The following is a 12,422-nucleotide window of genomic DNA, read 5'->3' on the forward strand; positions in this document are numbered from 1 at the left end:
CTGACGAGTTAATCGTTGTTAATTTTGCCAGGTTCGGCCGCCTGGATCGGCGAAAAAGACAGCACAGGCATGCAACCCGCAACATGCTGAATGTGCTTAGCTGGCGGCCTGATAACCGTCTGGATAGCGCCATGAACCGCAATGACCTGCGCCGCGTCGACATGAACCTGCTGGTGATTTTCGAAGCCTTGATGTTCGAGAAGAACCTGACCCGGGTCGCCGAAAAACTGTTTATGGGGCAACCGGCGGTAAGCGCGGCGCTGGGGCGTCTGCGCGACCTGTTCGACGATCCGCTGCTGCTGCGCAATGGGCGGGGCATGGAGCCTACGCCACGGGCGGTGGCGATTCTCAAGGAGCTGCAACCGGCCATGGACACCATTTCCGGAGCGGTCAGCCGCGCCAAGGATTTCGATCCTTCCACCAGCTGCGCGGTATTTCGCATCGGCCTGTCCGACGACGCCGAATTCGGCCTGTTCCCGCCCTTGCTCAGCCAACTGCGCGAAGAAGCACCGGGGATTATCGTGGTGGTACGCCGGGCCAATTACCTGCTGATGTCATCGTTGCTGGCCAGTGGCGAGATCTCGGTGGGCGTCAGTTACACCACCGAACTGCCGGCGAATGCCAAGCGCAGGAAGCTGCGGGATATCCCGTGCAAGGTCCTGCGCGGTGACGACGGCGCAGCGCCGCTGAGCCTGGATGACTATTGCGAGCGGCCCCATGCGATGGTGTCGTTTTCCGGGGACTTGAGCGGCAATATCGACCTGGACCTGGCGCGCATCGGTCGGGCGCGGCGAGTGGTGCTGGCGGTGCCGCAGTTCAGTGGCCTGCGAGCCTTGCTGGCCGGCACGCAGATCATCGCCACCGTGCCGGACTACGCGGCATGCGCGCTGACCGAGGGCACGTCATTGCGCGCCGAAGACCCGCCATTCGAGATTGATGCGGCAGAGTTATCGATGGTGTGGAGCGGGGTCCATGACAACGACCCGGCGGAGCGCTGGTTGCGCGCGCGGATTGCCGAGCATATGGCGCGCAAAGTGTGAAATCGGCGCTAGGTCGTAGTCGCAAAAAGAGCTGAGGGAGCCCGATTCAATCGAGCTCCCCGCGCCGCCCTGGCAAAGAGGTGACTGTCAGTGGGTTGCCAGTCGAATCTGGGCCTTGGCTTCTTTCACCACATGCTCAACCGTGAATCCGAACTTCGCCTGGAGTTTGCTCAGCGGTGCCGAAGCACCAAAACTGTTCATCACCACCTTGGCGCCCGTCTGGCCCACATACCGATCCCAGCCCAAGGGGCCGGCCTGTTCGACTACCACTCGGGCGGTCAGCGCCGGGGGCAGCACGCTGTCGCGGTACGCCTGGTCCTGATCCTCGAACAGCTCCCAGCTGGGCATGGACACCACTCGCGCGCCGATCCCGTCAGCCTTGAGCTGTTCATAGGCCGCCACGGCCAGGCTGACCTCACTGCCCGTCGCGATCAGGATGACTTCAGGCGCGTCAGCGCCTGCCAACACATAGGCGCCCCTGGCGGCACCGCAAGCCGGCGCGTACAGCGTGCGGTCCAGCGTCGGCAGCGGTTGGCGTGACAGCACCATGCAGCTTGGCCGATGGGTCTGGGCCAGGGCGACCTTCCACAGTTCCAGGGTTTCATTGGCGTCGCCAGGCCGCAGGGTGAGCAATCCGGGGGTGGCGCGCAGTTGGGTCAGGTGCTCGATGGGTTGGTGTGTCGGTCCGTCTTCACCGACGCCAATCGAGTCGTGGGTAAACACGAACACCACCGGCAATTCCATGATTGCCGCAAGGCGGATCGGCGGTTTCATGTAGTCGCTGAACACCAGGAACGTCGAGGTGTACGGCCGCAGGTAGGACAATGCCAAACCATTGGCAATCGCGCCCATGGCATGTTCGCGGATGCCGAAGTGCAGGTTGCGACCACTGTAGTCGTCGGCGCTGAAACGCCCGGCGCCGTCGAACGTCAGGTTGGTTTTGGTCGACGGCGACAAGTCCGCCGAGCCACCGAGCAACCAGGGGATCTGCTGGGCGAAGGCGTTCAGCACCTCACCACCGGAGGCGCGGCTGGCGACGCCTTTGGCATCCGCTGCAAAGCTGGGCAATTGTGTCTGCCAATGCTCGGGCATCAAGCCTGCGCGCATGCGGCGTAACTCATCGGCGCGCTGCGGGTCGAGGCCGGCCAACGCCTGGTTCCACGCTTGGAATAACGGCTCGGCGCGCTCGTACAGCGCATCGCGCAGGGCCGTGCGCGCGGCGTCGTGCACCAGGAAACTGGCATCCTGCGGCCAGCCGTACGCGGCCTTGGTCAGGCGTATTTCCTCGTCGCCCAACGGCTCGCCATGGGCGGCGGCGGTGTTGTGCTTGTGAGGCGAACCGTAGCCGATCACGCTGTCGACCACGATCAACGTGGGCGCGCCGGTATTGGTTTGGAATGTCTGCAGTGCGTGGCTCAACGCGGCCAGATCGTTGGCATCGGTGACGTGCAACGTGTGCCAGCCATAGGCCTGGAAGCGCTTGATCACATCCTCACTGAACGCAAGCTCAGTGTGGCCTTCGATGCTGATGGTGTTGTTGTCGTAGATCCAGCACAGGTTATCCAGCTTCAAGTGCCCGGCCATGGACGCCGCTTCGCTGCTGATGCCTTCCATCATGTCGCCGTCGCCGCACAGGGTGTAGACGTTGTAGTCGAACACCACCTGGCCGTCGTGGTTGAAGCGCTCGGCCAGCCAGCGTTCGGCCATCGCCATGCCGACGCTGTTGGCGCACCCCTGGCCGAGCGGGCCGGTGGTGGTTTCCACACCGGTGGTCATGCGGTATTCCGGGTGGCCGGGCGTCTTGGAGTCCGCCTGGCGGAACTGCTTGATATCGTCCAGGCTGATCGCCGGCTCGCCGGTGCGTTGGCCATGAGCGTCGATCTCCACCACACCGGCCAGGTGCAGCAGCGAGTACAGCAGCATCGAGGCATGGCCCACCGACAACACAAAGCGGTCTCGGTTAGGCCAGTCGGGTTGCTCCGGGTGGTAGCGCAGAAACCGGCTCCACAACGTATACCCCACCGGCGCCAGGCCCATGGGCGTGCCGGGATGGCCGGAATTGGCCTTCTGCACGGCGTCCATCGCCAGGGTGCGAAGGGTGTTGATGCATTGGGTGTCGACAGCAGTGGCTGGGTGAGTCATGAACCGGTCTCCCTCGGTGTGCGATCTGCAGTGGAGGGCAGGACGGCGCAAAAGGTTTGATCTCATCTCTCCTGCCGCGACGAACGGGGCGAGATTGATCCTGGACATGACAAGACCCCGGTCAATGGTCTAGCTTCAAGGGCGTCAGCCATTGATCAACATGCGGAGGTACGCCATGCCAGTGAAACACGACCTGTATCAGGATTTGGGGTTGAGCAAGGAAGCCGTTCACGAACGCAGGGCAAGCGACAAACGTCTGGACTCGCTGCTCAGCCAATACGACGCCGCCGATGCGGAGGTAGTGAAGGCCGAAGGAGCAAGTGCCAGCGATGAGGACGTGGAAAAACTGAAGAAAAAACGCTTATTGGTGAAAGACAAGATCGTGGCGCAATTGGGCTGAAGAACAACTTAGAGCGAACGGGCTCGCGAAAAACGCTAACGATAACGCAGCGCATCTGATTCAACGCTGTGTTCTTAGGTTCTTCGCGGGCAAACTCGACTGAGCTAAGTTCACCTATATTTAATCCAAAATGGTTTCGATCGCGTCTGATATATCATACCAATGGTGCTCTTGGCCTGCCTACTGACATCCAAGAGCGCTAATAAGTGAAGGCTAGCTTCGCTGAGCGCGTAGGTTCTCAGAATCTAGATGATGATAGATTGAAACGCTTTACTTCAAATTTTGAAAGCGAGGCAACAGGTTGTTGCCCAGCGGCCATATTGGCAAGAGCGTCACCTATAGCTGGCGCAAATTTAAATCCGTGTCCAGAGCAGGCGGACGCGAAGTAAACTGATTTCTTTTCGTGGGATCTCCCTATCAAAAATGATTCATCAATACTCATTGTATAAAAGCAATTTTTTGCGTGGGTGGGGGTATGTTCTAACTCAGGAAATATAATTTTAACCGCTTCAGACATCTCATCGATATTGTGTTGTTGTATGGGGGGCTTGGCCAAATCAGGAGTAGCGCGAGTTTGCTGTCTATTATGGAAACCAATTTTTACCCCAGGTTCAGACCTGCTGATTGATGGTACACCATACATAAGGGCGCCATCTTGATGCTCGTACAAAAAAACGGGGAATTGATAAGCTGAGAAATTATTTTTTGATGCGTCTTTCGGTTTAAACCAGTATATTGGAACCAGCCGCGGATCCAGTAAGTCTTTTAACTCAGGTATCAAGCTTCTAGCCATCCAAGGGCCAATCGTAACTATGACAGATTTTGCAGTATAAACCTGGCCGCGTATCGTTTTTACACGAACTCCTAGATTGTGGTTTTCTAATGCAACAACGCAGTCACCAAAGACAGTCATGGACCCACTTTGTACGGCCTGATTTAACATTGATGATCTAGCATTGCTGGCTGATATCGCATATGCCCCCGGCTCGAATACCCCGCTCATTTGATGTGATATGTTAAATGCGGGAAAATTATTTCTAATATCTGATCCCGTCCATATTTCGTGTTCGATATTTCCTTCTCTAGCGGTTTTAACGCTTCCCGCGACGAGACGGCTATCCTGATGCCCAATGAAAACTCCTCCTGTCCGAAAGAGTAGTTGCATCTGACTTGTTTCTTCGAGTTCATTCCATAATGAGTTAGCATGTCTAAGTAAGGGTAGGTAGTTGCCACCTTCCCAGTACGCTTGGCGAAAAATTCTTGAGGCTCCTTGAGAGGACCCACCGCTATGAGTTGGACCTGCGGCTTCGATGCCCAGCGTTCTAGAGAATTTCAGCGAGGATCTCCATAACGCTGCTGCGCCCATTATTCCAAGGCCGATAATAATAACGTCATAAAGTTTATTCATTTTTTATTCCGGTTTTTTTGCTTTGTGAGTGGATAATGTTTCGCATGCGATAATAGCTAAGAGTATGCTTATTATTGCTAAAATAATTATTTGGGATTGGCTGGTATCTTCAGGGTCGCCAAAGAATAGTCCGATGCTTATAAGTGTGAGTGGTAAAATAAATTGCAAAATTCCGGTTAAGGATAGTGGGATTTCTCTAGAGGCAAAAGAAAACATCAGCAATGGTGTAACGGACACGATACCAGCCAGCCAAATTAAGTGAGTTATACCTTCGGGAAGTTCGTCAGGGAGAGCAATGGGCAAGCCTAATAACAAAAAGGCTAATAATATGCATAAAGTTAAAAAAAGGGTCTCTAAAAACAATCCATTTATGGCATTCAAGCTTGTTTCTTTTTTTATATACGTATACGAACCCCATGTGAGAGCAATTAAGAGATAAGTGAGATGATTGAGGTTTTCACTTGAGAATACGAGAAAAACGATTGAGGCGAATGCAATGGCAACCGACCAGACTTTACTGCGACTGATTTGATCGTTATAAAATACAATGCCTAGTGTAATGGAAATAAAAGGAGCCAGTAGATAGCCAAGCCCACTTTCGAGTACAAAGTCATTTACAGATGCCCATATGAACGCACCCCAATTTATGACGATAAAAAAAGAAGCGGTGCAATGTGCAATTATTGATTTTTTATTTAGATTACTAATTTTATTGAAGTTTTTGTAATATATAAAAAGTGCGCCTAGGATGATGGTTGATAATAAAACTCTATAGGAAACCAGTGTTAAGACTGGAACTTCACCAAGTTTTTTCCAGTAGAGAGAAGACGCTCCAAGACTAAAGTTCGCTATGCCTGATAGCAGCACTGCCGAGAAATACCTTGGGCGTGAGTTTTTTTGTATAATCATGGCTTTATGTGGTCCGATGATAAAATTCAATAATCTCATATGACCAATATATATTTCCGAATTTATCTATTGAGTAAGCGGCTAGATTTTTGTTAGACCATTTTTCAAATTCTTTTATTATGTTTTTTTCGAGGCTCTTCCAGAAGTTCGAATAATAGATAAGTGGTAGGGTGTGTCGCTCTATTAATTTATAGGATAGTGGAGGCGCACCTTTGTGTTTTTGCCCGTATCTATACAAGACGTCCTGTATTCCGATCAGCGAGTTAAGACCTACTATTGCTCTTCCCTTAATGCTAAGGTGTTCGGGGAGTTGTTCAAGAAAACGCGACACTACCTCCTCGCCACAAAACATTGCCTGGATAGGAAGTTCTGATGCTTGGTCTGCGGCATTCAGTTTATTAATAAGAGCTTGTGACGGTGTTCGCCAGCCGGGAGGGTTAAAAACTATTGTTTGAAATTGTTTTTTTGGCAGGCTTTCGAATAAATCGCCGGTGTAAAATTCTATTCTGTTATTTTTTAAGTTTAAATGTTCGTTAAGCTTTGCGTGCTCGATAGATTTTTTAGATATATCCGTAGCTATTATGTCGTTGTTGCCAAGCTTACGCATCAAAAGAGCATGAACTCCGCTGCCCGTACCAAGATCCAAAAAACTTTTCTTTGAAGCGCTAGAGTCTAATGATCGTACTAGGTAGTCTCCAAGCCTTACACCGGCCAAGCTTACTTTAAAGACATTGGGTGAATGAATTAGACTAATGCTCTGTCCCAGGCCGAAGTAAATTTTATATGTGTTATATAAATTTCTTGCGTGCTCAGTGTTAAGGCCTTTTTCCGCGTATGTGTTATGATCAATAAGTCCCTGCATTTTTATAAGCTCCTTCCCAGTTTCGCTGAGTGCGCGCAAGCCTTCTTTAGTCCTTTAGTAATGATTTTTTTTATTTTGTTTTTTTAGAATATCTCAATGGCTTGTTGTGTTGTTCCTCCGGGTGTCATAATTTTTTCGCAAAGCTTCATCGGGTGCTCTTGGTTTAATTTTATTAGTGTTGAAGTGCCGCTCATTATTTTTGTTGTAATCGATGAAGAACTTTCTTTGTCGAAGCCGACACTTATTGCATATTCATAAATTGCTGAAGCAAAGAAAGAGAAATATGCCGGTCCGCCCCCGACTAAGGCGGTGGCACCATCCATCAAACCTTCGTCTTTGATGGAGATCAGTAAGCCGAGTTTTGAAAGTAGATTTTTAACTTTTCTATCGTTTTTTTGTGTCGTGGATGGAGCGGCGGTTAAAATGGTAACGCCTTCATTTTCAATACAAGGAAGATTTGGCATCGCACGAAATAGTTGTGAGCAATTCAGGCGATTTGCCAACTCGAATATGCTAATGCCCGCGAGCACCGAGATTATGATGCCCGAGTACTGCCTAATTTGTGGACTTTTTTTTAAAAGTCGTGAGAGGTCTTGAGGTGTAGTTGCTAAGATTAAAAATTCTGAAGTTATTGGATTTGGCAGGGTTTCTGTCGCAGTGATCCCCCTATTGCTAATTGATGTCCGGCGAATGGCATCGGGATCAATCGCAACTATCGAGGTGTTTTGGTCAGCACGTCGTAAGCCAAGCGCTATCGCGCTGCCCATTTGACCAGCCCCTACAATTATAATTTTCGTCAGCGCTTTCATGATATTTCCTATTCGAGTGCTGTTTTTTCCAGCTTCGTCTCGAATTGAAAATTCATCAAATTGTTAGCGTCCTAAAATCGTGTAGTCCATTTCTCATGAAGGAATGCGATGGAAGACTGTAGAAAGAAATATTAAGTACGGAACGCCGTAAATTCAGGCAATTAGGTCAGGCCAACAACACCCGCAAACACTCCTCCATCGATCGCTGTTGCGTCTCTGCATACAACTTCAATTCATCAAGGGTCGGGCTGCCCAGGGCCTGCTCGAACTCGGCCTGGTTCGAGTTGGCCGCGTAGTGACTTTGCGCAGCGTCCCCCAGGTTCGACTGGAAGATTCCGGCTGCGCTCACTGGCAGGAAGTCCTCATAGACCAATGGTTCTACATCGATGTGTCCTGCGTCGATCAGCGCCGGCAGGGTGCGGGGTTGGTCGGCCTGGCCGCGGGCTGCCATGCCTGTGTGCGTGGCGAAGTAGCGAAAGTACGCCAGGCCCTGTTCGCGCATGTGCGTGTAGTTATCGGGGAACGCCTGGAAGTGCTGCGCCATCAACTGCGTGTAGCGCGCGGCGTTGCTCTCGTTGGGGAAGGCGCCCAACTCATCACGGGCGGCATTCAGCAGGCGGTCATACAGCGCGCGGCCCTTGGGCGTGAGTGCGACGCCGCGGTGTTCGATTTCGCCAAAACGTGCGCTGTGGCTGCCTTGGGCGTCGGTGAATGCGATGGGTTCGTCGAGGGCTTTGAAGCTGGTCTGGCGCAGCAGGATCGGACACTGGCGGCGGGGCGGGCCTTCGATCACGGCTTTGGGCGTGATGCCTTTACCGGGCATGGCGGCTTGTACTTGGTCGATGTCCAGGGTGCGCGGGGTGAGGTGGTTGATATGCGGGCCCTTGAAGGCCACCACGTCGGCGATCAGGCGATGCTGGTCGCTGAGTTGCCGGTATTGCGCGGCGGTAACCGTGGCGGTGTGGTGCCAGCGGAACGTTTCCAGGGCCTGGCGGATAAATTCATCGGCATCCGCTGCGTTGAGGCCGCCGTCTCGCTCCGCCTGCTCGATCAACGCCAGGGCGCCCTGGGTGAAGATCGAGCGTTTGGCCAGGGCGGTTTCGGCGAAGACGCGCAGTTCGGGGTTTTCGATCAGTTCCAGGCGCAGCAGCGACGTGAATACGCGAAACGGGCTGGCTTGCAGCGCGCTTTCATGCACCGCGCGGAACGCGGTGGAATGCACCGGTACACCCGCCGGGGTCAGGTCGTAATAGCCCACCGGCTGCATGCCCATGACCGCGAACAAACGGCGGATGGTAGCCAGCTCGGCGGCCGTGCCCAGGCGAATGGCGCCATGACGTTCCATGTCCAGGCGCTGGATTTCGCCGGTGCGTTGCAGCTGTTGCGCCAGTACCGGGTCGGCCTCAAGCGCCTGTGCGTTGACCTGCGCCACCAGTTCCATCAGCGCGCCATACAGCGGGACTTCCTCGCGGTACATCTCGGACATGGCCTTGGAAAAGCCCTTGCGAATCTCGTCTGGGCTGACAGGTGCGCTGGCTGGCATAGAAAAATTCCTGATGACAATGGAAGAGGGCGTGAGCGTTGGCTGGATTTTGTTGAGCCCTGGGGCGGCTTGCAAACGAAGAATCCTCTGGACTTCATTCTGCAAACGAATGAGTCAAGGTAAAACCGAGTTCATGTGCATTGATACGCGCAGGGGTTCTACACTGGCCGCCACCCATTGCCTGATGGAGGATTGGATGAGCGCGTCTATTCTGCAAACGATCGAGGGCCGGCGCCTGCTTGGTGAGTGCGCCGACGCCTGGCGCGCGTGGGGGCCCTATCTGAGCGAACGCCAGTGGGGCACGGTGCGCGAGGACTACAGCGCCGACGGCGATGCCTGGCGCTACTTTCCCCACGATCACGCGCGCAGCCGTGCCTATCGCTGGGGAGAGGATGGCCTGGCCGGTTTCAGCGACAAGGCGCAACACTGGTGCCTGGGCCTGGCGCTGTGGAACGAGCGCGACGCGATCATCAAGGAGCGTCTGTTCGGCCTGAACAACGCCGAGGGCAACCACGGGGAGGACGTCAAGGAGCTGTACTTTTTCGTCGACGGTGTACCGAGCCATGCCTACATGCGCATGCTGTACAAGTACCCGCACGCCGCGTTCCCCTATGACGACCTGGTCGCCGAGAACGCCCGGCGCAGCTTGAGCGATGCCGAGTATGAAATCCTCGATACCGGGGTGTTCGAGGACAACCGTTATTGCGATGTCAGCGTCGAATACGCCAAGCACCAGCCCGACGATATTTTCATGCGTATCACCGTGCACAACCGCTCGCAGCAGCCCACGCGCCTGCAGGTGCTGCCGCAATTGTGGGCGCGCAATGACTGGAGCTGGACATTCGATGCACCCAAGCCACGGCTGAGCCTGGACGGCGAGCAGGTGTTGGCGCGTCATCCTGAGCTGGCGGATCGCCGTCTCAGCGCCTGGGGCCAGGACGGGCTGGAATGGGTGTTCTGTGAAAACGAGAGCAATGGCGTTCGGTTGAACGGTCAGGCAGCGCCGGGTCCGTTCAAAGATGGCATCAACGATTACCTGGTGAGCGGCGTTGATTCGGCGATTCGTCGCGACGCCGGCACCAAGGTCGCCGCGCGTTTCATCCTCGATCTGGCGGGGCTGGCCAGCCAGACCCTGTACGTGCGCTTCGCGCCGTTGGCAGCGCCCCAGGTCAATGCGCGCAAGCTGTTCGAGCAGCGTCGCCAGGAGGCAGATGATTTCTATACGGCGTTGCAACACGGCATCAGCGACGCGGACGCGCGCAATGTCCAGCGCCAGGCTCTGGCGGGGTTGCTGTGGTCCAAACAACTCTACTACTTCGACGTCAATCAATGGCTCGACGGCGATCCCACCCAGCCTGCGCCGCCTCGCGAGCGCCTGCATCTGCGCAATAGCCATTGGCGGCACCTGTCCAATTTCGACATCCTGACCATGCCCGACACCTGGGAATACCCGTGGTATGCCTCCTGGGACCAAGGGTTCCAGGCCGTTTCCATGGCGCTGATCGATCCGGGGTATGCCAAGCATCAGTTGTTGCTGCTGGTGAAAGATCGCTTCATGCACCCCAACGGCCAACTGCCGGCGTACGAATGGCGTTTCGACGACGCCAACCCGCCGGTGCACGCATGGGCCAGTTGGCGGGTGTATCAGCAGGACAAGGCGCTCACCGGTATCGGCGATTTGGATTTTCTTGAGCGTATCTTCCACAAGCTGCTGTTGAATTTTTCCTGGTGGGTCAACCGCAAGGACGCCGAGGGGCGCAACCTGTTCCAGGGCGGTTTCCTGGGCCTGGACAATATTGCGTTGTTCGATCGCTCGGCCGCGCTGCCGCCGGGCTATCAGCTCGATCAGGCCGACGGCACGGCGTGGGTGGCGGCGTATGCCCTGGACCTGATGCGTATCGCTCTGGAGTTGGCCAAGCGCAATGCCGTATATGTCGATATCGCGGTGAAGTTTTTCGAGCACTTCCTGTATATCGCGGGCGCTATTAACCGGGTCGACGACAGCGCCGAAGGCCTGTGGGACGAGCAGGATCTGTTCTTTTACGACGTACTGCACCGTCCCGACGGCCAGAACGAGCCGGTGCGCCTGCGCTCCATTGTCGGCCTGATGCCGCTGTTTGCCGTGCTGGTGCTGGAACAGCGCGAACACGAAGGGCTGGCGGGGTTGCGTGAACGGCTGTTGGGTTTCATGCATCACCGGCCGGACCTTGCCAAGCTGGTGTCGCGCTGGAACGAACCGGGCCAGGGCAATCGCCTGTTACTCGCGCTGTTGCGTGGCGAGCGCACCAAGGATTTGCTGCGGCGGATGCTCGATGCCGACGAATTCCTCTCGGCCTTTGGCGTGCGCTCCCTGTCCAAGGCGTTCGCCGAGCAGCCACTGGCGCTGAAGATGAATGGCGATACCCTGTGCGCCCGTTACCAGCCGGGTGAATCCGACTCGCGCCTGTACGGCGGCAATTCCAACTGGCGCGGGCCATTGTGGATGCCGGTGAACTACATGCTGATCGAATCGTTGCGCGAATTTCACCGCTACTACGCGGACAACTTCTCGGTTGAATACCCTACGGGCAGCGGGTATCTGGCATCCCTGGAGGACGTGGCCGACAGCCTCAGCCAGCGGATGACCCGCCTGTTTCTGCGGGATGAAAACGGTTCACGACCGTCGATGGCGGGGTATGCGCAATTGGAGGCGGACCCGGCCAGTCGTGACCTGGTGTTGTTCCATGAGTATTTCCATGGCGAGACGGGGAGGGGGTTGGGAGCTTCACACCAAACGGGTTGGAGTGCGCTGGTGGCGTTGTTGCTGCAACCTAAGGGCAGACCCAGATAGAGCTGCAGCAACGTATGGCTATTTTAGCGACACCTTGATTCCATTGATGTAAGTGAACGTCAGCGGAGGACTTGGTTGGCTTTGGTTTCCCCCCGCGCTGGTAGCGATACTGCCAGCAGCCAACGCTATTCCGCCGAAAAATCTAGGCTTAATCGGTGGCGGCGACGGGGAGATATCAGTGACTTCATCAAGTTTGATCGTTTCACCTGAGGTCGTGATAATGCTCGCGTTGTCTTCGCTTAGGGCGACGATCCCAGTGGTTTTAACGATCGTTATTTTGACCAGCTCTTCGGCATTAATGGTTACCGTCACACTGCCGCTTTCGTCGTTGGTTATGCTGTCCATGATGAGTACCCGCTTCGGTTTAGGAGGGTTTAGCGTGCAGTGATGTCCAGCTCGCGAATACTGTCAGAAATACTAGTTATCAAGATTGTTTGGCGATAAATCGTCTGACCCAAATAGTCGGATAAGAGGTTTTC

10 protein-coding genes are annotated in these 12,422 nt (G+C 54.9%); 3 read left to right on the plus strand and 7 right to left on the minus strand.

Annotated features, from left to right (window positions below):
- Positions 1-131: 131 nt before the first annotated feature.
- A complete protein-coding gene (locus tag G7025_RS04345) occupies positions 132-1,040 on the plus strand; it encodes a LysR family transcriptional regulator (protein ID WP_181076858.1) in 909 nt (302 codons plus the stop codon).
- A gap of 87 nt (positions 1,041-1,127) precedes the next feature.
- On the opposite strand, the gene tkt is transcribed toward G7025_RS04345, so the two are convergent.
- Positions 1,128-3,182 carry a transketolase gene (gene tkt, locus G7025_RS04350; RefSeq protein ID WP_181076859.1) on the minus strand — a complete coding sequence of 685 codons (2,055 nt, stop codon included), beginning with the start codon at positions 3,180-3,182 and terminating at the stop codon, positions 1,128-1,130.
- Positions 3,183-3,357: 175 nt separating this feature from the next.
- Between tkt and G7025_RS04355 the strand changes: the two genes are divergently transcribed.
- The gene (locus G7025_RS04355) at positions 3,358-3,582 is read left to right on the plus strand and encodes a DUF465 domain-containing protein (protein ID WP_181076860.1); all 225 of its coding nucleotides are present in this window, start codon (positions 3,358-3,360) and stop codon (positions 3,580-3,582) included.
- Positions 3,583-3,820: 238 nt separating this feature from the next.
- Here G7025_RS04355 and solA read toward each other — a convergent pair whose 3' ends face one another.
- The 5 genes from solA to hglS all read right to left on the minus strand — a co-directional run bounded on the left by solA (position 3,821) and on the right by hglS (position 9,113).
- On the minus strand, positions 3,821-4,990 hold the full coding sequence (gene solA, locus G7025_RS04360) for an N-methyl-L-tryptophan oxidase (RefSeq protein WP_181076861.1): 1,170 nt from the start codon (positions 4,988-4,990) through the stop codon (positions 3,821-3,823).
- A gap of 3 nt (positions 4,991-4,993) precedes the next feature.
- Positions 4,994-5,899, minus strand: coding sequence for an EamA family transporter (locus G7025_RS04365; protein WP_181076862.1), 906 nt, complete (start codon positions 5,897-5,899; stop codon positions 4,994-4,996).
- Positions 5,900-5,903: 4 nt separating this feature from the next.
- Positions 5,904-6,800 carry a methyltransferase gene (locus G7025_RS04370; RefSeq protein ID WP_258197636.1) on the minus strand — a complete coding sequence of 299 codons (897 nt, stop codon included), beginning with the start codon at positions 6,798-6,800 and terminating at the stop codon, positions 5,904-5,906.
- Positions 6,801-6,844: 44 nt separating this feature from the next.
- A complete protein-coding gene (locus G7025_RS04375; protein WP_181076863.1) occupies positions 6,845-7,570 on the minus strand; it encodes a pyrroline-5-carboxylate reductase family protein in 726 nt (241 codons plus the stop codon).
- Positions 7,571-7,736: 166 nt separating this feature from the next.
- Entirely contained in the window at positions 7,737-9,113 is a 1,377-nt protein-coding gene (gene hglS / locus G7025_RS04380; protein WP_181076864.1) for a 2-oxoadipate dioxygenase/decarboxylase HglS, read from the minus strand.
- Positions 9,114-9,309: 196 nt separating this feature from the next.
- Here hglS and G7025_RS04385 point away from each other — a divergent pair, with 196 nt between their 5' ends.
- The gene (locus G7025_RS04385) at positions 9,310-11,943 is read left to right on the plus strand and encodes an MGH1-like glycoside hydrolase domain-containing protein (RefSeq protein ID WP_258197637.1); all 2,634 of its coding nucleotides are present in this window, start codon (positions 9,310-9,312) and stop codon (positions 11,941-11,943) included.
- Positions 11,944-11,961: 18 nt separating this feature from the next.
- Here G7025_RS04385 and G7025_RS04390 read toward each other — a convergent pair whose 3' ends face one another.
- Positions 11,962-12,288: a hypothetical protein gene (locus G7025_RS04390; RefSeq protein WP_181076865.1), complete on the minus strand. Its 327-nt coding sequence runs from the start codon at positions 12,286-12,288 to the stop codon at positions 11,962-11,964.
- Positions 12,289-12,422 lie beyond the last annotated feature (134 nt).

Source organism: Pseudomonas lurida (assembly GCF_013522705.1).
Taxonomy (GTDB): domain Bacteria; phylum Pseudomonadota; class Gammaproteobacteria; order Pseudomonadales; family Pseudomonadaceae; genus Aquipseudomonas; species Aquipseudomonas quebecensis.